This window comes from Streptomyces broussonetiae (assembly GCF_009796285.1).
Taxonomy (GTDB): domain Bacteria; phylum Actinomycetota; class Actinomycetes; order Streptomycetales; family Streptomycetaceae; genus Streptomyces; species Streptomyces broussonetiae.
Window position 1 is genome coordinate 1,116,482 of sequence record NZ_CP047020.1, and the last position, 23,974, is coordinate 1,140,455.

At 71.5% G+C, this 23,974-nt stretch carries 17 protein-coding genes; 11 read left to right on the forward strand and 6 right to left on the reverse strand.

Annotation, left to right across the window (positions count from 1 at the left end):
• The first annotated feature begins 9 nt into the window (after window positions 1-9).
• The 3 genes from GQF42_RS05430 to GQF42_RS05440 all read left to right on the forward strand — a co-directional run bounded on the left by GQF42_RS05430 (window position 10) and on the right by GQF42_RS05440 (window position 2,989).
• Window positions 10-897 carry a Gfo/Idh/MocA family protein gene (locus GQF42_RS05430; protein WP_158918148.1) on the forward strand — a complete coding sequence of 296 codons (888 nt, stop codon included), beginning with the start codon at window positions 10-12 and terminating at the stop codon, window positions 895-897.
• A 282-nt stretch (window positions 898-1,179) separates the two neighbouring features.
• On the forward strand, window positions 1,180-2,322 hold the full coding sequence (locus GQF42_RS05435; RefSeq protein WP_158918150.1) for a PP2C family protein-serine/threonine phosphatase: 1,143 nt from the start codon (window positions 1,180-1,182) through the stop codon (window positions 2,320-2,322).
• 199 nt (window positions 2,323-2,521) lie between these two features.
• Window positions 2,522-2,989: a hypothetical protein gene (locus GQF42_RS05440; protein WP_158918152.1), complete on the forward strand. Its 468-nt coding sequence runs from the start codon at window positions 2,522-2,524 to the stop codon at window positions 2,987-2,989.
• Window positions 2,990-2,993: 4 nt separating this feature from the next.
• Here the strand turns inward: GQF42_RS05440 and GQF42_RS05445 are convergent, their stop codons facing one another.
• Both GQF42_RS05445 and GQF42_RS05450 read right to left on the reverse strand, forming a co-directional pair.
• A complete protein-coding gene (locus tag GQF42_RS05445; RefSeq protein WP_158918154.1) occupies window positions 2,994-3,266 on the reverse strand; it encodes a hypothetical protein in 273 nt (90 codons plus the stop codon).
• Window positions 3,267-3,885: 619 nt separating this feature from the next.
• A complete protein-coding gene (locus GQF42_RS05450; protein WP_407699480.1) occupies window positions 3,886-5,433 on the reverse strand; it encodes a helix-turn-helix domain-containing protein in 1,548 nt (515 codons plus the stop codon).
• Window positions 5,434-5,819: 386 nt separating this feature from the next.
• Here GQF42_RS05450 and GQF42_RS05455 point away from each other — a divergent pair, with 386 nt between their 5' ends.
• The 3 genes from GQF42_RS05455 to GQF42_RS05465 all read left to right on the forward strand — a co-directional run bounded on the left by GQF42_RS05455 (window position 5,820) and on the right by GQF42_RS05465 (window position 8,696).
• Window positions 5,820-6,440: an L-threonylcarbamoyladenylate synthase gene (locus GQF42_RS05455; protein WP_199272578.1), complete on the forward strand. Its 621-nt coding sequence runs from the start codon at window positions 5,820-5,822 to the stop codon at window positions 6,438-6,440.
• 122 nt (window positions 6,441-6,562) lie between these two features.
• Window positions 6,563-7,318 carry a dienelactone hydrolase family protein gene (locus GQF42_RS05460; RefSeq protein WP_158918156.1) on the forward strand — a complete coding sequence of 252 codons (756 nt, stop codon included), beginning with the start codon at window positions 6,563-6,565 and terminating at the stop codon, window positions 7,316-7,318.
• A gap of 178 nt (window positions 7,319-7,496) precedes the next feature.
• On the forward strand, window positions 7,497-8,696 hold the full coding sequence (locus GQF42_RS05465; protein ID WP_158918158.1) for a glycoside hydrolase family 64 protein: 1,200 nt from the start codon (window positions 7,497-7,499) through the stop codon (window positions 8,694-8,696).
• A 53-nt stretch (window positions 8,697-8,749) separates the two neighbouring features.
• Here GQF42_RS05465 and GQF42_RS05470 read toward each other — a convergent pair whose 3' ends face one another.
• Window positions 8,750-11,167, reverse strand: coding sequence for a M4 family metallopeptidase (locus GQF42_RS05470; protein WP_158918160.1), 2,418 nt, complete (start codon window positions 11,165-11,167; stop codon window positions 8,750-8,752).
• A gap of 566 nt (window positions 11,168-11,733) precedes the next feature.
• On the opposite strand from GQF42_RS05470, the gene GQF42_RS05475 reads away from it, so the two are divergent.
• The 3 genes from GQF42_RS05475 (at window position 11,734) to GQF42_RS05485 (ending at window position 15,169) form a co-directional block, all read left to right on the forward strand.
• Window positions 11,734-12,936: an IS110 family RNA-guided transposase gene (locus GQF42_RS05475; RefSeq protein ID WP_158918162.1), complete on the forward strand. Its 1,203-nt coding sequence runs from the start codon at window positions 11,734-11,736 to the stop codon at window positions 12,934-12,936.
• 301 nt (window positions 12,937-13,237) lie between these two features.
• Window positions 13,238-14,317, forward strand: a complete 1,080-nt coding sequence (locus tag GQF42_RS05480; protein ID WP_158918164.1) for an IS110 family RNA-guided transposase — start codon at window positions 13,238-13,240, stop codon at window positions 14,315-14,317.
• A gap of 111 nt (window positions 14,318-14,428) precedes the next feature.
• Window positions 14,429-15,169 carry an SDR family NAD(P)-dependent oxidoreductase gene (locus GQF42_RS05485; RefSeq protein ID WP_158918166.1) on the forward strand — a complete coding sequence of 247 codons (741 nt, stop codon included), beginning with the start codon at window positions 14,429-14,431 and terminating at the stop codon, window positions 15,167-15,169.
• A gap of 151 nt (window positions 15,170-15,320) precedes the next feature.
• Here GQF42_RS05485 and GQF42_RS05490 read toward each other — a convergent pair whose 3' ends face one another.
• Complete coding sequence (locus GQF42_RS05490) at window positions 15,321-15,566, reverse strand: DUF1905 domain-containing protein (RefSeq protein WP_158918168.1); 246 nt, start codon at window positions 15,564-15,566, stop codon at window positions 15,321-15,323.
• Between the two features lie 95 nt (window positions 15,567-15,661).
• Here GQF42_RS05490 and GQF42_RS05495 point away from each other — a divergent pair, with 95 nt between their 5' ends.
• Window positions 15,662-17,164, forward strand: a complete 1,503-nt coding sequence (locus tag GQF42_RS05495; protein ID WP_158918171.1) for a metallophosphoesterase family protein — start codon at window positions 15,662-15,664, stop codon at window positions 17,162-17,164.
• Between the two features lie 77 nt (window positions 17,165-17,241).
• The gene (locus tag GQF42_RS05500; RefSeq protein WP_158918173.1) at window positions 17,242-18,297 is read left to right on the forward strand and encodes an LLM class flavin-dependent oxidoreductase; all 1,056 of its coding nucleotides are present in this window, start codon (window positions 17,242-17,244) and stop codon (window positions 18,295-18,297) included.
• A 29-nt stretch (window positions 18,298-18,326) separates the two neighbouring features.
• On the opposite strand, the gene GQF42_RS05505 is transcribed toward GQF42_RS05500, so the two are convergent.
• Both GQF42_RS05505 and GQF42_RS05510 read right to left on the reverse strand, forming a co-directional pair.
• Entirely contained in the window at window positions 18,327-19,211 is an 885-nt protein-coding gene (locus GQF42_RS05505; protein ID WP_158918175.1) for a peptidoglycan-binding domain-containing protein, read from the reverse strand.
• 36 nt (window positions 19,212-19,247) lie between these two features.
• The gene (locus tag GQF42_RS05510; protein WP_158918177.1) at window positions 19,248-23,969 is read right to left on the reverse strand and encodes a hypothetical protein; all 4,722 of its coding nucleotides are present in this window, start codon (window positions 23,967-23,969) and stop codon (window positions 19,248-19,250) included.
• Window positions 23,970-23,974 lie beyond the last annotated feature (5 nt).

Sequence of the window (23,974 nt, forward strand, 5' to 3'; positions counted from 1 at the left end):
GAACGCTGCATGCGTATCGGACTGCTGGGAACGGGCCCGTGGGCCCGGGCCGCGTACGCCCCCGCGCTGGCCGGGCACGCCGGCCTTCGGTTCACGGGCGTGTGGGGCCGCCGTCCGGAGGCGGCCAGGGCACTGGCCGAGGAGTACGACGTCGCCGCGTACGACGACGTGGACGCACTGCTGGCCGACGTGGACGCGGTGGCCGTGGCCCTGCCACCGTCCGTGCAGGCCGAGTTGGCGGTGCGTGCGGCGCGGGCGGGCCGTCATCTGCTGCTGGACAAGCCGCTGGCGGTGTCGGCCGCCGAGGGCCGGGCGGTCGTGGAGGCGGCGGAGCGGGCCGGGGTGGCGTCCGTGGTCTTCCTCACCGCGCGATTCCAGAAGGAGCCGGAGGCCTGGATCGACGAACAGGCGGCCGTGGCGGGCTGGTTCACTGCTCGGGCGCAGTGGCTGGGGGCGGTGTTCACGTCCGACAGCCCGTTCGCGGCCTCACCGTGGCGGCGGGAGAAGGGGGCGCTGTGGGACGTCGGCCCGCACGCCCTGTCGGTGCTGCTGCCGGTCCTCGGCGACGTACGGCAGGTGACGGCGGCGGCGCACGGCCCGGCGGACACCGTGCACCTGGTCCTCGACCACGCCACCGGCGCCTCGAGCGCGCTCACGCTGAGCCTGACGGCGCCGCCCGCGGCGGCCGGGGCGGACGTGGAGCTGCGCGGTGAGGCGGGGACGGCGCTGCTGCCGGGCAGCTCCGAGGGTGCGGTCCCCGCGCTCGCCCGGGCCGCCGACGCGCTGCTGACCGCCGCCCGCACGGGGCGCCCGCACGCCTGCGACGCCGCGTTCGGCCTCCGCGTCACCGAGATCCTGGCGATGGCGGAGGCGCGCCTGACCGACACGGCGGAATAACTCCGGCGCCGCAGCGGGACGGGCGGGGCGTCCGGCCCGGTGCGACGGGCCGGGCCGGCGCCGCGCCGTCGTCCGGGCCCTCCCTCGCGCCCCCCTGCCGATCACGGCACCCTCTGCAGGGCACCCGGCCCTGCGCCCACCTCGGGTACGGCTTCCGGCCCCTGCGCAACGGCTTCGGCCCCCGGGCTTGGGCCAGGGCCTGCGGACGGCGCCGGGCGCGGCGCCGCCCTCCTGCCCGTGGGGCGAGAGGCCCGGGTGGGGGCGGCGGCGTAGCTTGGGGATGTGAGACCGGTGCGCGGCTCGGCGTCGCGCGGGACCTGGGAGGATCGCGGCTGGTTGCGGGGCGCGCGGCCGCCGCGGTGGGTGCGGGTGCTGCCCGTGCTGCTGCTCGTGGCCGTCAGCTGCGCGACGGTGTTCACGCCGGACGCCCCCGACGTCGGCTTCCTGCTGGGCGCGATCCCGCCGCTGGCGATCCTGTCGTACGGCCCGGTGGCCACCGCGGTCCTGGGGGTCGGTGTGGTCGTGGCGCTGAACGTGCCGGAAACGCATCTGAACCGTCCGGGCAACACCGATCTGCTCACCATCGTGTTCGTGGCCGCGCTGAGCGTGTTCGTGTCCTATGTGCGCAGTATGCGGGACGCCGAGCTGGACGCGGCGCGGGCGGTCGGCGAGGCCGTGCAGCGCGCCGTGATGCCACCGCTGCCGGCCCGGGTCGGCAGCGTGGGGTGCACGGGGTTCTACCGGGCCGCGCAGGACGGGACGCTGGTGGGCGGGGACTTCTTCGACGTGCGGGCGGGGCCGTCCGGGGTGCGCGCGGTGATGGGGGACGTGCGGGGGCACGGGCTGTCGGCGGTGGCGACGGTGGTGTCGCTGCTGGGCGCCTTCCGGGAGGCCGTGCTGGACCAGCAGGACCTGGAGTCGGTGGCGGCGCGGATGGACCGCAGGCTGGTGGTGGACTCGGCCGGCGAGCAGAACGGAGAGCTGTTCGCCACCGGCGTGCTGCTTGAGTTCTCCGGCGACGGGCGCGCCGTGCGGGTGGTGGCCTGCGGTCATCCGGCGCCGGTGCTGCTGCACGAGGGGCGCGCCGAGGAGGTGACGGTCGCGCCGGGTCCGCCGCTGGGGATCGGGCTGGTCGGCGTCGAACCACCCAAGGGTGTCACCGTGGCGCTCGAACCGGGCGACCGGCTCTTCCTGGCATCCGACGGGGTGTGGGAGGCACGGTGCGCCGGTGACGGCTTCTATCCGCTGCCCGCCCGGCTGGCCACCTTCACCGGCACCGCGTCCGCCGAGCTGCCCGGGCTGGTCTGGCAGGACCTCGCACGGCTGCGCTACGAGGTCCGCGACGACGTCACCATGCTCCTGCTGGCACCCGACCCACCGGCCGTCCGACCGCTCGCCGACCTCACCCACGTCCCCGACGGTTGATGCATCCCGTCCCGTAACTGACGAACCGGCAACCGGAGTTCGAACACAACGTCTCAAACGCCAGGTCGCGCCACCCCTTCCGCCAAGTAGAAATATCTACGAGCATGCATATGCCGGGTTGGTGTGCAGGCGCACGAACTGCCCGGTAGTGGCCGTTCCCTGCGCCGAGGCAGGCGAGCGAGGACATCCGGAGCAGCGCATGACGAACACGATGTGGACGCGGGGCGTGGAGTGGCTGGCCGCAGCGGCGGCGGACCCCCGCTCCTGCAAACGGGAGTGGGATCACGGTGAGGGCGTCGCGCTGCTGGAGGCGGGCCGCTTCTGGGACGTGCTGAGCGTCCCGGACGGACTCGGCCTGCTCGCCCTGGACCTGGTGTGGCGGCCGGGAATGCCCGTGCCGGGGCCCACGCTGGTCGACACGGCGGCGGGCCGGGTCGGGTTCTTCGTGCCGCCGGACCCGTCCGGGGGCTGGGTCGGCGCCGGGCTGCGCTACGCGACCAAGGGGTCCTGGGTCGCCGTACCGCCGCCGTACCGACCTGCGCGCTTCCTGGAGTGGCTCGTCCCGCCCGACGGCACCGGCACGCTGCATAGGCCGGGCACCCTCGAGCAGGCGCTGCGGCAGGCCAACGGCACGCTGGCCGTGCTCGCGCCGATGCGCGGACGGTGAGTGGTCAGATCCGCTCGGCCACGGACCGCGCACGCGGGACGAACCCGGGCGGTACGGCTCCCTGCGCCTCTGGTTCCGCCGGCACGGTCCGCCCCTGCGCCCGCCACTCGGTGACGAGCCCGGCATAGATCGGCTCCCGGGCCGCGTCGCCCCGGCTTTCCCGCCCGGCCCGGTCCGTCCCCGCCGCCCGCTGCGACCGGTCCGCCCGGCGGGTCTCGCCGGGCCGCTCCCCCCGGTACGACGGATCCGGCCGGTCGATCCGGTCCAGGAGATCCATGCGATGGGCCGGGTCCACGCGGTCTGCCGGGTACGAGCGGTTCATGCCGGGGCAACGCCCGGGGGCCGTCACCGGTACGCCCGTATCCGGCCGCTCACCGGGTCGGGTGAGGCCATCGCCCGAACGAGACCTTCCGCCCGTCGGACAAGCATCCCGCCGGCAGTTCCTCTCCTCGGCGGCGCGCCGCGGCCCTCCCGGTCCGACGGGCACGGTGCGGTATGCGCTCCGATCCTCAGGGATCCGGGCTCCGACGTCAGGCCCAACGCACGTTCGGCTCTCACGTGCCGGGAGTCGGCCCATGCCCCGTTCGTCCGCACGCCTGCTGCGGGGAACCACGGGCGGCGTCGCGGGGGCACCTGCCTCCACACCCGTCCTCCCCCGGCCCACCAACTCGACAGCGCCGCAAGGCGGGTGATCCGCGAGGCGCACGTGCCCGGGGTGATCAGCGGGTGCGGCCGTCCGGGGCGGCGTCCCCTGCGCAGCCGCCTCGGGCCCCGGGCGGCCGGGTGCGGGGCGCCGACCGGTCCCCCGTTCCGGTCGTGCCCCGCGGAACACTGAACTTACGTGCGATATCGGGTTCGGGGTAGCGCACCGGTGCCCGGCGCGGCCCGCCCGGCACTCACCCGTGCACAGGTGAGTCCGATTGGCCATGATTTGCCATGTCGAGTTCGGGGACGGGCAGTTCACCGACGACCAGGTGGGCGAGGACGGCCTCGTACAGATCGGTGCCACCGGCCATCAGCCGGCGTTCCAGCACGGGTTCGGCCGCCCGCACGTGCTCGCGTACGGTCTGGGCGTGGACGCCGAGCGTCTGGGCCGCGCGTTCGGCGTGCGCGTCGGCGGCGATCCAGGCGCGCAGGGTGGTGCGCAGGTCCCGGCCGTCCTCCTCGAGCCGGCCGAGGAGTCCGTCGGCCCAGGAACGCAGGGCGCGGGTGCCGAGCAGATCCGTCAGCTCGCCCCCGGCCGGCGGGTGTGCCGGGGGGCCACCGGGGCCGCACGGGCCGTGTGCCGCCTCGGTGTTGAGCGCGAGATGGGCGACGGCGCGCACGGTCAGCCGGGACAGGTCGGCGCCGAGCAGCGCGGCGAACCGGTCCATCCGGGCCCGGACCGTGTTCCGGCTGACGCCGAGCACCTTGGCCGCGCTCACGGCGGTGAACTCCAGGCCCAGCCCGGTGGTGGCGAGCAGTTCGGCACGCACATGGTGCGGCAGCCTGTCGAGCGGGCGCAGCACTCCCGCGGCCCAGGCGCACAGCGCGGCCGGGTCCATCAGCCGGGCGGGGCGGGTGCGGGTGGCGTAGACCGCGGACCGCTCGGGCCGGAAGCGGGCGACCGCCAGGGCGGTGACGGCCTGGCCGTAGGCGGTGGCGGTCAGCGCAAGGCGCTGGCGGGGGCTGCCGCCGAGGAAGGTGCCGGGCCGCGCGGCGACGAGCGATCGCAACCGTTCGCCCACCTCGGACGACGGGCCGACGACGATGACATGACCGTCCATTGCGGGACAGCGCACGACGAGCGCCCGGCCGCCGGTGGCGTCCGTGCAGACCTCGGCGAGCCTGTCACGTTCGACGGGCGAGGTCTCGACGACGTACACGCGGGCGGTGTCCTGCTCCAGCAGTCCCGGCCACAGCCCGGCGGCGACCCGGCGGGCGGAGACGGTGTCCTCCACCATCAGCAACTGCAGGATCGCCAGCCGCAGGTCGGCCGTAACCCGCTGCAGCCGTCGCCCCGACTCCGCCAACTCCCTTTCCCTGAGCAGCAGTTCCACCACTCCGGCGGTGTGTTTGAGGATCTCGGCGGTGTGCCGGTCGAAGGGGGCCGGCCGGGCGACGGCCAGTACGGCTCCGGCGGCCGGCCCGGGCCCCGGGCGACGTATCCCGACCAGGCGCACATGTCGTTCGCCGTCCTCGAGCGCCGCGGCGGCGACCCGGCCGGCGGTGACGTCGGCGACCAGGGAGGCGTCGAGGGGCAGGCGTTCACCGGCGAGCAGGCTGCCGTGCGCGTCCTGCAGGCACACCGTCGCCCGGGTGCTGCGGGCGAGCCACGTGACCAGGCGGCCGAGATCGCGTCCGGCGGGCCGCAGCTGGGCGAGCAACTGCTGTGCCCAGACGCCGTCGCCGCCGTCGTCGTACGACTGCGCGCGCACCGGGTCCCCTCCCGCTCGGTCGGCCACCTGCCTGCCCCCCTCCTCGTCTCCGCGTTGACCTGGGCATACGCTGCGGCACGTTACCCGAAGGGGCCCGTCCGCGTCCCCTGGCAGCGGACACAACTCCGCCGACGGCCCGGGGGGGGTGGACCGTCGGCGGAGAGGTGGCGCCCGGGGCCGGGGGCCCAGGGCGACTCAGGTGTCGCATGCCCGTGAATCGGGGAGGTACACGGGAGACTGCCGGTCTCTTTCGGGGCGGTCGGGTCTGACGTGCTCATGCGTCGGCATCGCGGCGTACGAGGAGTCGGTGACCCTGGTGAGCAGGCCGCGGCAGGCCGCGAACTCATGGACATCCCCGCAACGGGCCTCCGGGGCTCCGCGTGCCACGCCCGGCGACGGCATAAGCTCGAGGGGTGGCGAAGTACTTCGACGTGCACCCAGACAACCCGCAGCCGCGCAGCATCAGCCAGATCGCAGACGCGGTGCGCTCCGACGCGCTCATCGCATACCCGACCGACTCCTGTTACGCGCTGGGCTGCCGGCTGGGCAGCAAGGACGGCATGGACCGGATCCGCTCCATCCGCCATCTGGACGACCGGCACCACTTCACGCTGATGTGCCGCGACTTCGCGCAGCTCGGCCAGTTCGTGCGGGTGGACAACGACGTCTTCCGGGCCGTGAAGGCGTCCACTCCCGGCAGCTACACCTTCATCCTGCCGGCCACCCGTGAGGTGCCGCGCAAGCTGCTGCACCCGAAGAAGAAGACCGTGGGCGTGCGCATCCCCGACCATGTGGTCACCCAGGCACTGCTGGCGGAGCTGGGCGAGCCGCTGCTGTCCAGCACGTTGCTGCTGCCGGACGAGGAGGAGCCGCTGACCCAGGGCTGGGAGATCAAGGACCGGCTCGACCATGCGGTGGACGCGGTGGTGGACTCCGGTGAGTGCGGTACCGAGCCGACCACCGTCGTGGACTTCTCCGGCGGCGGGGCGGAGATCGTCCGGCGCGGCGCCGGGGACACCAGCCGCTTCGAGTGAGCGTGTGGGCCGCGGCACACCGGGTGCGGCAACGCCGATCTTGCGTGGCAGCATGGGCCGTAGCGTCGGCGCCGGGGACGACCGCCGTCCGACGCCCTTTCCCCCAGGGAGGCTTGCTCACCATGACCGAACTCCAGCGGACCGACCTCGACATCCAGACCGAGGACGGCGTCGCTGACGCCTACCTCGTCCACCCCGCGGACGGGCGTCCCCGTCCGGGCGTGCTGTTCTACCAGGACGCCTACGGCCTGCGGCCGCACCTGAAGAAGATGGCCGACCGGCTGGCCGCCGCCGGCTATGCGGTGCTGGTGCCGAACGTCACCTATCGCATCGGCCGGGCCCCGGTCGTCGAGCTGCCCGAGTTCAAGGACCCGGGCGCCGACCCGTCCATCTGGAAGAAGCTCGGTCCGATCGTGTTCGCGCTGAACCCGGAGATGATCGGGCGGGACTCCGCCGCCTACCTGCGCTGGATGGCCGACAGCCCGGTGGTCGCCGACGGGCCGGTCGGAATCACCGGCTACTGCATGGGCGCCCGGCTCGCCCTGTGGACGGCGGCGGCGCATCCGGAGCGGGTGGCGGCCGCGGCCGGGTTCCACGGCGGCGGGCTCGCCACCGACGATCCGGCCAGCCCGCACCTGGGTGCCCCGCGCATCACCGCGGAGCTGTACCTCGGGCATGCCGACAACGACCACTCGCTGCCGCCGGAGCAGATCGAGCGCTTCGAGAAGGCCCTGACCGAGGCCGGGGTCCGGCACACGTGCGAGGTCTACGAAGGCGCCCAGCACGGCTACACCCAGGCGGACACCCCCGCGTACAACGAGGAGGCGTACGAGCGGCACTGGGTGGCGCTGCTCGGCCTGCTCGAGCGCGCGTTCTGACCCCGGTTCGGACACAGGACGAACGATCGGTCCCCGGCTCCCGCTGTCCGGCGGGCGCCGGGAGCCGATCTCGTTCCACGCATTGACATGAACGCGGCGCGGCACGAGTCTGAGAGCGCTCTCAGACAGGTACGGACCAATATCCGTACGACCCCGACCCCCACACGGAGGTAGGAGAGTGCCGCACACACGCACCCGCCCGGCGCTGCCCCTGGTGGCCGCCGCGGCCCTGGTCGGCTCAGTGCTCGCCCTCGGCGCCCCAGGCCGTGCCGGCGCCGCCGTCCCGGACACCGTCCCCCTGCAGATCACCAACAACTCGGGCCGTTCCGAACCGGTCTACGTCTACGATCTCGGCACCCAGCTCTCCTCCGGACAGCAGGGCTGGGCCGACGCGGGCGGCGCCTTCCATGCCTGGCCGGCGGGCGGCAACCCGCCGACACCCGCGCCGGACGCGTCGATCGCGGGTCCGACCCCCGGACAGTCCACGACGATCCGGATCCCCAAGTTCTCCGGCCGGATCTACTTCTCCTACGGACAGAAGCTCGACTTCCGGCTCACCACCGGCGGCCTGGTCCAGCCCGCCGTGCAGAACCCGTCCGACCCCAACCGGAACATCCTGTTCAACTGGTCCGAGTACACGCTGAACGACTCCGGCCTGTGGCTCAACAGCACCCAGGTGGACATGTTCTCGGCGCCCTACGCGGTCGGGGTGCAGCGGGCCGACGGCAGTGTGAGCACCACCGGGCACCTCAAGTCCGCCGGATACACCGGATTCTTCAACGACCTGCGCGCGCAGGGGGGCGGCTGGGCCGGGCTGATCCAGACCCGCTCCGACGGCACCGTCCTGCGGGCGCTGTCGCCGCTGTACGGCGTGGAGACCGGCGCCCTGCCCGCGAACGTCATGGACGACTACATCAACCGCGTCTGGCAGAAGTACGCCGCCACGACGCTGACCGTCTCGCCGTTCGCCGACCAGCCCGGCACCAAGTACTCCGGGCGCGTCTCGGGCGATGTCATGAACTTCACCGACAGCTCGGGCACGGTCGTCACCAGCTTCCAGAAGCCGGACGCGGACAGCGTCTTCGGCTGCCACAAGCTGCTCGACGCGCCCAACGACAACGTCCGCGGGCCCATCTCGCGCACGCTGTGCGCCGGTTTCAACCGCTCGACCCTGCTGGTCGACTCCAACCAGCCGGACACCACGCCCGCGGACTTCTACCGGGACGCGGTGACCAACCAGTACGCGCGCGCCGTCCATGCGCAGATGACGGACGGCAAGGCGTACGCGTTCGCCTTCGACGACGTCGGGAACCAGGAGTCGCTGGTGAACGACGGCAACCCCCAGCAGGCGTACCTCACGCTGGATCCGCTGAGCTGACATGCCGCGGTCCCGCACCCCTCGGTGCGGGACCGCGTCGTACGTGTGGTCGCTCAGCCGGTCGTCAGGGCGGTGTCGTCCACGACGAAACTGGTCTGCAGCGAGGAGTCCTCCACGCCGTTGAACTTCAGCGTCACCGTCGAGCCCGCCAGCGAGGACAGGTCGAAGGACTTCTGGCTGTAACCGGTGGCCTTGTTGAGGTTCGAGTAGGTCGCGAGGGTCTGCGAACCCGCGGTCACCGTCAGCTTGTCGTACTGCGTGCCGGTGGTCGTCTCCGCGCTGTCGATGTGCAGGTAGAAGGTCAGGGTCGCCTTGCAGCCCGCGGGGATCGTCACCGACTGGGACAGGGTGTCGGTGTGCGAGGTGCCGTACCCGTCCAGCCAGGCCTTGTACGAGCCGCCGTGGGCCGCCTCACCGCTGTCGGTGGTGATGACGCCGCTGGTCGCGGTCCAGCCGGTGCCGCCCGACTCGAAGCCGGGGTTGGCCAGCAGCTGGGTCGAGGTGCAACCCCCACCTCCGCCACCGGAGTTGACCGTCCAGGTGAAGGTCGCCGTGCCGGTGGCACCGGTGGAGTCGGTCACCGTCACCGTGGTGTTGGAGGTCCCGGCGGTGGTGGGCGTGCCGGTGATCAGGCCGCTCGAGCTGTTGATCGACAGGCCCGCGGGCAGCCCGGAGGCGCTGTAGGTCAGCGCGCCGCTGTTGGTGCTGCTCGCCTGGACCTGGAGGCTGACGGCCGTGCCGACGGTGGAGGTCTGGTTGCCCGGGCTGGTGACCGTGACCCCGTTGCCCGGCGGGGTGACATGGCTGCCGACGTTGATGCCGGCGAAGGCGTTGGCAACCCCGGCGTACTGGGTCGAGTTGGCGCCGTACAGCGCGGTGGCCGCGTTCAGGGCGGCGGTACGGGCACCGGCGTAGTCGGTGCTCGACGTCATGTACGTCGTCAGCGCCTTGTACCAGATCTGCAGCGCGGCGGCCCGGCCGATGCCGGTGACGGCGACGCCGTCGGAGGTCGGGCTGTTGTAGGTCACGCCGTTGATGACCTTGGTGCCGCTGCCCTCGCTCAGCAGGTAGAACATGTGGTTCGCGGGGCCCGAGGAGTAGTGCACGTCGAGGCCGCCGACGCCCGAGTACCAGCTGTCGGCGGAGGAGCCGTCCTTGCTGGGTTTGTCCATGTAGCGCAGCGGGGTGCCGTCGCCGTTGATGTTGATCTTCTCGCCGATGAGGTAGTCACCGGGGTCGGAGCTGTTGTTGGCGTAGAACTCCACGCCGGTGCCCATGATGTCGCTGGTGGCCTCGTTCAGGCCGCCGGACTCACCGGTGTACTCCAGGCCCGCGGTGTTGGAGGTGACGCCGTGGCTCATCTCGTGCCCGGCCACGTCGAGGGCGGTCAGTGGGTCGTTGTTGCCCGAGCCGTCGCCGTAGGTCATGCAGAAGCAGCTGTCGTCCCAGAACGCGTTCACGTACGCGTTGCCGTAGTGCACGCGGGAGTACGCGCCGACGCCGTCGTTCCTGATGCCGCTGCGGCCGAAGGTGTTCTTGTAGAAGTCCCAGGTCTCCTGCGCCCCGTAGTGGGCGTCCGCGCCCGCGGTCGCGGCGTTGGAGTTGGTGCCGTCGCCCCAGGTGTCACTGGTCTGCGAGAACAGCGTGCCGGTGCCCGAGGAGCCGTGGTTGAGGTTGTACGTCTTGTGGCCGCCGCGCGCCCCGTCGGTCAGCGTGTACGTCGAACCCGACTGGGTCGTGGTCAGCGTGACCTGGCCGCTGTAGCGGGTGTTGCCGATGCCCGTCCTGATCGCCTGGTACCGGTACAGCTCCTTGCCGGTGGTGGCGTCGGTGATGACGTGCAGCTGGCTGGGCGTGCCGTCGTCCTGGAAGCCGCCGACCACCGTCTCCCAGGCGAGCTTCGGGGTGCCGGTGCCGGCCCAGATCACCTTGCGGGCGCTGTCGGTGGCGGGCTTCGCGGCGTCGAGCGCCCTGGCGGCCTTGAGCGCCTTGTTCTCGGCGGCCGCCTTGGTGAAGGTCGCGGTGGTGGAGGCGACCTGGATCCTGTGCTTGTTGTTGTAGGTGGCGCTCACGGTGCCCGCGGCCAGGGAGGCGGGCGGGGTGTGCACGACGAGGTCGCCGCCGAGGACGGGCAGACCCGCGTAGGTGCGCTCGTAACGGGTGTGCACGGTGCCGTCGACGTCCTTGACGACATCCTTGACGACCAGCTTCTCCTGGGCGCCGAGCCCGAGCGTACGGGCGGTCGTGGCGGTGCGCTGCCGGGCGTCCTTCATGAGCGCCTGGTGCTGGGCCGGGCTGAGCCGGGCCTCCAGGCTGCCGGTGCGCAGCGGGCTGGGGTGGGCACCGGCGGGCTTGGCGCTCGCCGGGCCGGCCTGGATGCCGACCGCGAGGAAGGCCGCGGTGGAGATCAGGGCGGCTCCGACCGTGGCGCTCCTGCGACCTCTGCGGGGAACGGGTCTGTGGGGTCTCACTCGTACTCCTTCTGCTGCGGCCGCCGGGTTGCGGCCGGTGACAGACGGGCAGCCGGGTCTGCTGCCCGGGCGAGCTGAGCTGTGCGGAACTGTGATCCGTGCGCACCCAGCAGGTGCGGTGCGCTGAGGAAGGATTTCAGCGTTGACCCGCACATGTCAGTCACGGTGAGGGCATTCGAGGGTTTTCCCTATGCCTGGGTCACTGACCAGGCCGTACGGAATCCACGACTCCGCGGCTCAAGTACCCCTGCGACGAGCACCTCTGACGGTGCGACTGATGCCGGGTGCGTCCGGTTCCCCCCCCGTTATCTTCTTCGCGGTTCCGCAACGGGACCGCTGGCCTCCGGGCCCGGCATGACTGTTCCCCCCTGTCGAAGAGATGACCTGGGGGGTGGTGTCACCGGGCCCGGGAGGCGCCGTTGGAGACGCTGATGAGAGGTCCGACTACCGCCTGGCCTGGTGCAATGCCCGGCCGCTTGCGGGCGGCAGGTCTGCATAACGTGGATGCGCGCATACGACGCCAACGCCCTGGCCAGCACCGCACGAACCCCGTTCGGGAGGATGGGTTGGACGACATCGACGACGTGGGCGTCTTTCTCGGTCTGGACGTCGGCAAGAGCGCCCATCACGGGCACGGGCTGACCCCGGCCGGGAAGAAGGTCTTCGACAAGCAGCTGCCCAACAGCGAGCCGAAATTGCGGGCCGTCTTCGACAAGCTGGCCACGAAGTTCGGCACCGTGCTGGTGATCGTGGACCAGCCCGCCTCGATCGGAGCCCTGCCTCTGACGGTCGCCCGGGACGCCGGCTGCAAGGTTGCCTACCTGCCCGGACTCTCGATGCGGCGGATCGCCGATCTCTACCCGGGCGAGGCGAAGACCGACGCCCGCGACGCGGCCGTGATCGCTGACGCCGCGAGGACGATGCCGCACACCCTGCGCTCGCTGGAACTGACCGACGAGATCACCGCCGAGCTGACCGTGCTGGCGGGCTTCGACCAGGACCTGGCGGCAGAGGCCACCCGCACCTCCAACCGGATACGCGGCCTGCTCACCCAGTTCCACCCCAGCCTGGAACGCGTCCTCGGGCCGCGTCTGGACCACCCGGCCGTGACCTGGCTGCTGGAACGCTACGGATCTCCGGCCGCCCTGCGAAAGGCCGGTCGTCGCAGGCTGGTTGAAGTCATCCGGCCCAAGGCCCCGCGCATGGCTCAGCGACTGATCGACGAGATCTTCGACGCCCTCGACGAGCAGACCGTCGTCGTCCCCGGGACCGGCACGCTCGACCTCGTGATCCCGTCGCTGGCCCGCTCGCTAGCGGCCGTCCACGAACAGCGACGAGCTCTGGAAACACAGATCGGGCAACTGCTGGAGGCTCACCCTCTTTCCGCGGTCCTGACCTCGATTCCGGGGGTCGCGGTCAGGACCGCCGCCACTTTGCTGGTCACCGTCGGCGACGGCACCAGCTTCCCCACCGCCGCCCACCTGGCCTCCTACGCCGGCCTCGCACCGACGACGAAGTCGTCCGGGACCTCGATCCACGGCGAACACGCGCCCAGAGGCGGCAACCGGCAGCTCAAACGCGCGATGTTCCTGTCCGCATTCGCCGCCCTGCACGATCCCGCCTCCCGCACCTACTACGACCGCTGCCGAGCCCGCGGGAAGACCCACACCCAGGCACTTCTCCGCCTGGCACGCCAGCGGATCAACGTGCTGTTCGCGATGCTCCGCGACGGCACCTTCTACGAACCCAGAACCCCACGCCTCGCTTGACGAAAGACTGTGAGTCTTCATCTGGCTGGTCCGGGACCGGCTGGCAGGGTTGACGTCGGTCGCCTCGTCGTAGTCGTGACTCGTGACAAAAGTGGCCCCCACGGGTGCCTTGCCTATGAACTGTCCGACTATGGCGGGCGGTCGGCGCCGACCCGGCCCACCTCGGTGGCCTGATAAGAAGCCTGCCCGGCCCCAAAGGGCCGTGGCCCGTCACAGTTCTGCCTCGAAGTGACCTCTCCCGGGCACGGCGCCGGTCCGCAGCGACCGGGACCACCGCCTCACGGAGAGGAACCCTGATCGCGTGAACACCATTGTCGCCCAGGCGCATTCATTCATCATCGGCGTCGACACCCACGCCAAAACGCACACTTACGCCGTGCTCGCCTCCAGTGGTGAGCACCTGGGCACGGAGGCATTCCCCAACACCCACGCTGGCAGGGCACGAGCCATCAACTGGGCTGGACGTCGCACTGGTGGAGACCTCGGTGCTCTGTGGGTGATCGAGGGGGCGGGCAGTTACGGAGCCCAGATCGCCCGCCAGACGGCACGCGCCGGCTACCAGGTGGTTGAAGCCGCCAGAATGGGCCGCGCCGGCCGCCGCGGCATCGGCAAATCCGACCCGATCGACGCCCGGCGGATAGCCGCTGCCGTGCTTCCGCTCCCCGAAGAACAGCTGCGCACTCCACGAATGGACGAGGGGGTTCGGGCGGCAGCACAGATCCTCCTCACCTCCCGGGACGAGCTCACCAGCGAGCGGACCAGGGCCGTGAACGCCTTGACTGCCCTTGTGCGCATCGCCGACCTCGGCATAGACGCCCGCCGTCCCCTCAGCGCCAGGCAGATCGGCGAAATCGCCCGCTGGCGCCCCCGTGAGGAGGACCTCGCCGCCACGACGGCCCGCACCGAGGCCGTCCGTCTGGCCAAGAGGATCCTCGCCCTTGACACGGAAATCGCGGACAACATGAACCGGATAGGCGAGCTCGTTGACGCCAGCCCTGCGGCCGGCCTCCCCGAGGAAACAGGGATCGGCCCCGTCACCGCTGCCACCGTCCTGGTCGCCTGGTCCCACCCGGGACGGGTCCGTGACGAGGCCGCGTTCGCCGCCCTCGCCGGAGTGAGCCCCATACCCGCCTCCTCGGGCAACACCACTCGCCACCGCCTCAATCGCGGCGGCGACAGGCGTCTCAACCGAGCTCTGAACGTCATCGCGATGGTCCGCATGGTGCATCACCCGCAAACCCGCGCCTACGTTGACCGACGGCGGGCCGAAGGCAAGACAGACCGCGAGATCCGCCGCTGCCTCAAGCGCTACCTCGCCCGACGCCTCTACCGTCATCTCAACAACGCCGCCGCGGCCGAATTGGGGGTTGACGGGACATAGAAGCTTCATAGAGGCACCCCCCCCGGCTGGCGTCCTGCGCCGGGCCGGCACCGTGACGTTCGGGGAGTGTGCGGGACGGCACGGGCGCGACGGATGACATGATCGTCGATCATGAGGAGCGAACAGAGCGAGCGGCCCGTTGCCCTCGTCACCGGGTCCACGTCCGGGATCGGGGAAGCCGTCGCGCGGCGGCTCACGGCGGACGGCATGCGCGTCGTCGTGCACTCGCGCAGCAGTGCACAGGCCGGTGAGGCGCTGGCGGCCGAGCTGGGCGGTACGTACGTGCGGGCCGACCTTGCGGTGGAGGAGGAGGCCCGCGGGCTGGTCGAGGCGGCGCTCGGCCGGTACGGGCGGCTGGACGCGCTGGTGAACAACGCGGGCATCAGCCGGCCGATCCCGCATGCCGACCTGGCCGCCGCGACACCGCAGGACTGGCGGCGCCTGCTGGAGGTCAATCTGATCGCGCCCTGGATCCTGTGCACCGCGGCGCTTCCGGCACTGCGCACCTCCCCGGGAGGCGGTGGCATCGTGAACATCACCAGCCACGCCGGGGTGCGGCCCAAGGGTTCGTCGGTGCCGTACGCGGCCGGCAAGGCGGCGCTGAACCACGTGACCCGGCTGCTCGCGGCAGCGCTCGCGCCCGACGTCCGGGTCAACGCGGTGGCCCCGGGACTGGTCGACACTCCGATGACGAAGGACTGGACCGAGGCCCACGACCTGTGGCGGGACCGCGCCCCCATGCATCGCCCGGCCCGACCCGCGGACGTGGCCGACCTGGTGGCGTCGGTGCTCGCCCACACCTACCTCACCGGCGAGGTCATCCTCCTCGACGGCGGCCTGAACCTGACCTGACCCGAGCGGAGGCCGGAAGAACGGCCCCGCCGGAGCCGGCCCCCGCCCAACCCACCGGTGGCAGCCGGCGGCCGGCTACTTCCTCCGAGGCATCGGTTCGCCGCACGCCTCACAGCCGTACCGTCATCGTCACCGTCACCTCGTCGCCGGCCTAGAGCTCCAGGGGCCGGCGTACGGCGGTCTTGAGCGGCAGCAGACAGCCGCCGTCGGCGGGGAAGAGGGACGTAGAGAACGCGGTGGCCCCGATCGTGGCCTCGACGGGGATCACACCCCAGCCGTAGCCGGCCGCCGTGGCCACGTCGCGGATGTCGGAGCACTCCGCGTCCGGTACGGCGACGAAGCAGTACGGGGCCGGTCCCCGCCACTCCACGACCGGTCCGGCGAAGGCGAGTTCCATGGCCGACCCCTCCTGCAGAAAGACCCCAGCGTACGTCGGAGTCTGGAGCAGGCCCCGCCAACCCTCGCTGACCGGCGCGTTGTTACTGTGCAGGGGTGCCTGACTCCTCACGCGACACCGCGCAGGGCGCCGGCTGGGGTACGGCCGAGCCCGGCGCCTACAAGCAGTTGATGCCGGACCATGTCGAGAAGCTGTCGTGGCTGAGTCCGCGGACCCTGTGGGCGGCGCGCAACGGTGTGCTCGCGACCTGGTTCGGCGATCCCACCGGGCACACCCGCAGCCGCTGGGTCGCGCGCCGCGAGGCGGCGGGGGCACCCGCCGACAAGGTGATCAGGCGTGAGGTGCCCGACGCGTTCTCCTTCATGGTCATCGGGGACACCGGCGAGGGTGACGACCCCCAGTACGCCGTGGTCCCGGGCTTCCTGAAGGCGGGTCAGGACACGGAGTTCGCGGTGATCGCGAGCGATGTGATCTATCCGGTCGGCAGTGCCGCCGACTACGGCACCAAGTTCTTCCGCCCCTACCAGGGCTATCCCGCGCCGATCTATGCGATACCCGGCAACCACGACTGGTACGAGGATCTCGGCGCGTTCATGCGGGTCTTCTGCGCCGACACCGCACCGCCGGCCCCCGAGCCCCGCCCTCGTGCGCTCACCCGCGCCTGGTGGCGCGCCCTGCTGTGGCACCGGCCCGGCCCGACCGATGAGCAACGGCTCGCCGCGGCCCGTGAGTTGCGCTCGGCGCCCGGCCAGCAGGCCGTGCAGCCTGGGCCGTACTGGGCGATCGACGCGGGACCGGTGCGGCTCGTCGGCATCGACACCGGTCTGCTGGGCACGCTCGACGCCGAACAGGGCGCCTGGCTGCGCGAGGTGTCCCGGGGACCCAAGCCCAAGATCCTCATCACCGGCTCACCGCTGTACGTCGACGGCGAGCACCACCCGTGCCCCATCGAGGGCGGCGGCACGGTGGACGACGTCGTCCGGGACCCGGAACACCACTACGTGGCCGCCATCGGCGGCGACATCCACAACTACCAGCGCTATCCGGTCGACGTGGACGGGCGCACCATCCAGTACGTGGTCGCGGGCGGCGGCGGGTCCTTCATGCACGCCACGCACACCATCCCGCGCGTCCTTGTCGGCGGTGTCACGGAGCGGGACTTCCGCTGCTATCCGCTGCGCGGCGACTCACTGGCCTTCTACAGCCGCCTGTACGGCCGCCGGCTGCGCCTGCCCGGATTCTTCGCCCTCAGCGAGTCCGAGGCGACGGCCGTCGTCGCCGAGCGGCTCGGTATCGAGCCGGGCCGCGCGCCCGCCCCGCAGGCCCGGGTGACGCGGCGCACCCGGCTGGTCGCGAGCCTGCTCGGCACCGGCGGCCGCCCGGACCGTAGGTCCCGGTTCCGGCTGCCCGTCCGCAAGGTGTACACCTCACTGCTCTCGCCCGGCTCGGCCACCTACAGCCCGCCGTTCTTCAAGTCCTTCCTGCGGCTGGACGTCGCCCCGGAGGAGCTGCGGCTGCGCTGCTTCGCCGCGACCGGCAACCGCGCCCAGGAACTCGATCCGCCGGTCGAGGACGAGGTCGTCATCCCGCTGAAGTGATCAGAAGTGATCACACAGTTGTCACATTGGCCTGTCAGAATCGGGGCAGAGCCGACGTACGACCGCTGGAGGAGCACGTGCCGTCCACCCCTCGCCCGCTGCGCAAGCTCGGCTTTCTCACGATCGGCCTGTTCGACGCGGCGGATCCGGCGCGGGGCCACGAGTCCACGCTCAAGATCATCGAGCTGGGCGAGCGGCTGGGCTTCGACAGCGCCTGGGTGCGCCACCGGCATCTGCAGTACGGCATCTCCTCCCCGGTGGCGGTCCTGGCGGCGGCCTCCCAGCGCACCCGGCGCATCGAGCTGGGCACGGCGGTGATCCCGCTCGGGTGGGAGAACCCGCTGCGCCTCGCCGAGGACCTGGCCACCGTCGACCTGCTGTCCGGCGGCCGGCTGAACCCGGGCGTGAGCGTGGGCCCGCCGATGCACTACGAGCAGGTCAAGGAGGCGCTGTACCCGGACACCGCGGACGCGGAGGACTTCTCCTACGAGCGGGTACGACGGCTGCTGGACTTCGTGCGCGGCAAGGCCGCCACCGACTTCAGCGGCGTCGAGGGCTTCGAGGTGTTCTCGGACGTGGTCCAGCCGCACTCCCCCGGGCTCGGCCGGCGGATGTGGTACGGCGGAGGCAGCCTCGGCTCGGCACGCTGGGCAGGCGAACACGGGATGAACCTCCTGACCAGCAGTGTCGTCAAGGCCGAGACCACCGAGAACACCGAGAACACCGAGAACACAGACGGGGAAGCGGACTTCGCCGCGATCCAGCTGGCCCTGATCAAGAAGTTCCGCGCCCACCACCCCGACGGCGAGGCCGCCCGGGTCTCGCAGGGCCTGGTGGTGATCCCGACCGACTCCGCGAGCCCGCGGCAGCGCGCCACCTACGAGGCGTACGCGGCCAAGCGCCTGCCCCGCACGGCGGCCCCGCAGGGCCCTGGGCGGCTGCTGTTCGCCCCGGACCTGGTCGGCACCTCGGCCGAGATCGCCGAACGGCTGCGGGCGCACGCCGCGTTCCGGGAGGTGGACGAGGTGGCGTTCGCGCTGCCGTTCACCTTCGAGCACGAGGACTACGTCCAGATCCTCACCGACATGGCGACGAAGCTGGGCCCCGCGCTCGGCTGGCGGCCCGCGGGCTGACACACGTCGTCGCCCCCCCGGGGACCGGATCAGGCCGAAACCACGTTGAATCCCGCGCCGGCGAGCTGGGAACTCAGAGCGCTCAACGTGTCGGGGTCGTCGAATCGTCCGTTCGGATCGAGTCCGTTGGCCGTCTGGAACGCCCGGACCGCAGCCTGTGTCGTGGGGCCGTCCGCACCGTCCTGGCGGCCCGGGCCCGGCTTCGATCCCAGCGTCAGCAGCGCGCCCTGTACGTCGAAGACGTCGGACAGCTGCACCGCGATCTGGTCCACCGGCTGTCCCTGGTCCGCGACCAGCTGGGCCAGCTGGAAGTTCTCCCGGTCGAGCTTGTTGCGGATCTGGATGGTTCCCTCGTCCGGGGTGAAGTGACACTGGTCGGCGGCGCCGTTCCAGTCGTGGTTCGCGACAGCCGTCCGGAACATGGGGAAGCCCTTGAGCGTCGGTCCCAGCGCCCAGCACATGCTCAGGGTCGCCAGTTGGGCATTGGCGGGCCAGTTGGCGAAGTCGCTGAACTCGGACTGGGAAAGGAGCACCGACTCCATCTGGTCGAGTTTGACGAACACGTTGCGGTCGATCTCGTCGTTGTCCAGGTGCAGCTGGGTCAGCGGCTTGAAGGCGTTGTGCCCTTGAGCGGCCAGGTCCAGGTGTCCCTTGACGTTGTCCCAGTCGGCAGCGACCTGATCGGCCGTCGCGTCGGAGTTGTCGCTGTCGAGCAGCCAGTGGAACTCCCGCGCCTCGGCCAGCGACTTGTCGCGCTCCGCCGGGCTCGGCGCGGAATCGGCCTCGGCCGTCTCGTCGATCTTGTTGCCGATGCCGGTGCTCACCCAGCCCTTCTGGTCCAGGTACATGAAGTTCACGCGGCCTTCGAGCGGATCGTTGAATTGGATCCAGAAATTGTGAACGCTGTCGAACATGGTGTGATCTCCAAATACTGCGCTTTCCTTCGTATGTCAGTGGTGGCCGAACCCGCCGCCGAAGCCGCCGTGGCCGTCCTGGCCGCCGTGGTGATCGTCCGGCCCGTCCTGGCCGCCGTGGTGATCGTCCGGCCCGTCCTGGCCATCGGGGTGGCCGTCCGGCCCGTCGTGGCCGTCACCGCCATGCATCTGCGGGAGATCGACGGTGTCGCAGTAGACGACCGGGCCCAGGGGGGCGAACGGCGTGGTCGCGTCGGCCGGCATGCCCTCGGTCTCCATGACGAGCAGCCGCAGCGCCGCCCCGGCCCGTAGCGTCGGCAGCGGGATCCGGCCCGTGTAGAAGGGCCGGTGGGAGGACTCCGCGTCGATCGAGGTGAGTTGCGTGGTGGTGTCCTCGAGGGTCACCCAGCCGAGGTCGTCGTCGGTGATGACGTCGTGCCGGCGCTGCAGAGCGGCGGTGATCCGGGGTGACGACGAACCGGTGGGGTCCCAGGAGGGGCCGGTGAGACTGACGGTGATGGACTGGCCGCACGTGACCGTCAGTTCACGGTCGGGCAGGGTGCGTACCAGGTCGGCGAGCACGACCGGCGAGATCTCGGCCCGGGGGATCGAGTCCGGCTGGTAGCGGACCAGGGCGAGCCGGACGAAGGGCAGACAGGCGTCCTTGGTGTCCAGTTCCAGGTCGCAGAACCAGCGCCCGCCCGGCTCGTCCTGGTCGAACTGCGGGGTGAAGCCCACGACGGTGACGTTGAGCGTGGCCGAGGGTGTCTCGAGAAGAAGGGGCCCGGACCGCCGCTCGGCGTTGGTGAAGACGTCCGCGGTCGGGAAGACGACGGGAGCGGACCGGTGCAGGGGGTCGCGTCCCATCTGGGTGACCCAGGCGTCCTGTACGGCGCTCGGGTCGCCCCCGGGTGGCTGGCCGAGGACCACACCGAGCAGTTCGCCGTCTCCGGAGGAGTACCACGGACGGTCCAGGTACACCCGGACACCACCGCCGCGCCGGCGCTGGACGAGGGCTCCGGACGGTGCGGTGGTCCGCTCCAGGGACAGGGTGGGCACGCAGTACAGCAGCCGCGGTGCCGTGGGCGGTGCGCTGCTGGGCACCGAGATCTCCTGCGCCGCTCCCTGCACGGACAGGGTCCCCGGTATGTTCGGAGCTCCCTGTACGGACGAGTCGCCGGCCGGGTCGGCGAACTGCGCGGGGAAACAGTCGCGGAAGCTGCTTCCCGCCAGGGGGCTGTACCGCACCGTACGGTGTCTGGTGTCGCCGAACTCGTGCTGCTTGATGACGGGCGGAGCCTTGCTGGTCTCGGCCTGGTTCTCGGCCACCTGCGTGCTGAAGGTCAGCAGGCCGTCCTCGAGGACGACGGGCGGGGGGTCGGTGCCCTGGGGCGGGGCCGGGAGGACGAGAGAGGGGGGGCCGGGCGTTCCGGGCCGTGCGTTCGAGATCGACAGCCCGAACACATGGGCGGTCACCGGCCTGCGGTCGGTGCCCGTGTGCGGGTCCGTGTCCGTCACCTCGTCCCACTCCGCGAGCAGGTCGATCCGCCCGGTGCTGGTCTCGTCGAGCGCGATGGCGCCGGCCAGTTGCTGGGCCGTCGCACGGTCGGTGCGCTGAACGGGGGGAAGTGTCAGGTTCAGCACGGGTGTCCGCAGTGGCAGTTGCACGGCGTGGACGAGGTCCAGTTCGTGCCAGGGGGTGAACATCCAGTGACGGCCGGCCGCGGCCAGTGCCATCACCTGTTCCGGTGACTGCAGGGGCGGCCCTCCATCCACCGTGCTCACCTGATCCTGCACCCAGGCGGACAGGCCCATCACGTCCCCGTCCAGGTTGATCCCCGAACACACCCGGACCCTCGCCACGGCGCCCTTGGGCAACAGCACCGTCAGCACCCTGGACGCGTCGTCGAAGCGGGGTGGCCCGCTGCCCTCGGCCAGCATCAGCCGGAAGGACTGGGGTTGGTGCCACGCACGGGCGTCCCAGGGGACGAAGAAGGGCTCCCCGGCAGGCTGGCCCGGCAAGTCGAGGAGGACGGCACCCGTGGACAGCGGATCGGGCAGATAGGGCAGTTCGATCTGCTCGCCGGTGTGGAAGGCGGTCGTCGGCGGGTTGCCGGGATCGGCGGACGGCGAGCCGATCGGCACCAGCCGTACGTCGGGCGCGCTGTCGCTCAGCGAGCCCTTCTCCCGTACCGCCAGGTCCCAGACCGCGTCCTGGACGCTCGGGTCGGTCGAACCGATGGCCTGGTCCAGCAGTCCATGCCGCTCCACACACTGCAGGGACGCCTTCGGCGCCACGAGGTGGCGTTCGTCGGTCCCTTGGCACGCGGCGTGGCCTTCCGTGGTGACCAACGGCAACCGGTTGAAGTCCGCGGCGTACTCCTGCGCCGTGCTGCCCGCCGCCGCGGAGCCGGTGTCGCACTCGACGGTGAAACCCTGCTCGCTGCCCAGCTTGGTGAGGGACTGGCAGCCCGGGACGCCGTTCGCATCGTTGCCCGAGAATCCCTGGGCGCGCTGCTCTTCGGCATAGGCGTCCCTGGTCGTACTGCCGAAGAAGCCGTCGTCGCCGCCCGGAAGGGGGTGCCCGGCGGCGACCAGGGCCCGCTGGACGACACGGATGTCGTCGTTGGTCTGGCCGGGCTGGACTCTGGAGAGCAGGACCGGTGCGGTGGTGCCGGGAGCGACAGCCGGGGGCGGTGACGTGCCCGGGCTGCTCCGGATCACCATCCGGTAGGCCGAGGCACCCTCCCCGAACGGCAGTCTGGGAACGACGGCCGGTGCCGGGACCGCCTCGAACCGGTGGAAGGTCAGAAGGTCACCGCGCGGAAGGGTCAGGTCCTGCGGGTCCATCGGCACCGCACTGTCGGGGTCGGTCGGTGCCGCAGGCTTCGGGTCCGTCGGTGCCGGGGAGTTCGGGTCCGTCGGTGCCGCAGGCTTCGGGTCCGTGAGGCCGGTCGCAGCCGTGAGGTCGAGGCCGTTGCCCGCCAGGTCGACGGTGCGCAGTCGCACCCGGTACTTGGCCCCGAAGCGGAGCCGGGGCAGCGAGCCGGGCCGGGCGGTGACCGTGATCTCGAGCGGTGCTCCCTGCACGGCGTCGCTGGTCTGGTCGACGGGAGGCTTCGGGGGCTGTCCCGGCTCGGCCGGCTCGGTGTCCAGTACCAGACCCGGACGGGGCGCCGACAGCGACCAGTCCTCCCACGTGGCCAGGTGCTCCGGTACCTGGTACACCGAGTCGTCGGCCGCCGGTGAGGCCAGGTGGGCTTGGAAGAAGCCTTCGTCCGAGGCGGTCAGCAGCGACGGTCCGTTGTTCGGCAGCCGGTACTGCACATCACGCTCGTGCAGCGAGAACCACTGCTTCCGGCTCTCGTCCCAGATGTCCATCCGGTGGCCGCGGACCACGTCCTCGGCGCCCAGTACGGGCCCGACCGGCGAGTTCTGCCGGGCACCCTGGCCGAAGTCCCGGTCGAGGTCCGTGGCGCGGTCGAACTCGCCGGAGAGAACGTCCGAGCGGCCGCTGAAGACCAGAGTGATCCCGTGCGACCGTACCGAGGACAGGCCGGTGGACGTGTCGGTGGCCTTCAGCATCGCCATCGCGGCGGCGTCGATGTCGGTCTGCTCGAGGAAGTAGTAGGGGGCCGTCGACGCGGGGGCGTCCGTGGGCGGCACGGCGTCCGTCGGCGTGCCGGCATCCGTCGACGCGGCGGGTTCCTCTGGTGCGGGAGTGTTCACCGGCGCGGTTCCCACCGCGACCAGACCCCGGGAGGGCGGTGCCAGCGCCTCGGCGAGCGTGCCGGCATCGGCCATGGCGGGGACGAAGATGTGCTGGTCCGCGCGGAAGACGTAGCGCGTGCGACAGGGTACGTCCGTCGAGGCCGCTGTGAGCTTGGAAGTCCAGTGGGGCACGACCCTCAGCAGCCGGTCGCCCGAGGAGGCGGGAAGCCGGTCGGCCGGCAGGAGGAAGTCCAGGACCAGTCCGAGGCGCCGGAGCAGTGCGGGGTGGTCGCCGAGCCAGGAGAGCACCGAGTGGAAGTCGGAGATGTCGGGGGCAACGGGAGTGCTCGCTGCCTCCGGCTGTGCCGCGTTCGTGTCCGGCGCCGCGTTCGGCTTCGCGTCCGCGCCCGGACTCGCGGCCACGGTTTCGACGACCTGCCCCGCAGGCGCCCCCGACATGGGGATCGAGTGGAACGTGGCCAGGTCATCCAGTGCGGCCAGGGCATCCCGTTGGGACCGGCCGGAGGGCGGCGGGACGCTCCCGAGCACGGCGTTCCCAGGGATCTGTGAGGGCGGGGGTGACACTCCCAGCGCATGCAACGTCCCGGGCACTTCCTCGGGCCATGTCCGGGCTGTGCGGGCGTAGATGCTCCTGGTGAGTCCGCCGGTCCGGGCAACGCTGAACGTTCGGAGTCCCGCGTGCGGGCTGGACGTCGGGGGGCTGGGGTCGTAGGGCTTCACGGGGGTGCTCCCGTGGAAGATGCCCGTCCACAGATGCGGGTCGGGAGCCGGACCCTGCGGTGTGAGGGCACCGCTGAAAGCCGTGAGCTGCTGCGGGTCTCCGTCGTCCGTGGCGAACTCGAAGGTGGTCGTGGACGCGTTGATGACGTCCGGCCACGTGAGGAAGTCACCGAAGGCGTCGAGCGTCGCCCGCTCCCCGTCCGGCTGCAACCGCGGAGCGACGAAGACCGACACCCTGGCCTGGGTCCCGTCGTCGGAGAGTCCGGCCGGGAGAACGGTCCAGTTGATCAACTGCTGGAAGGTCATGGTGG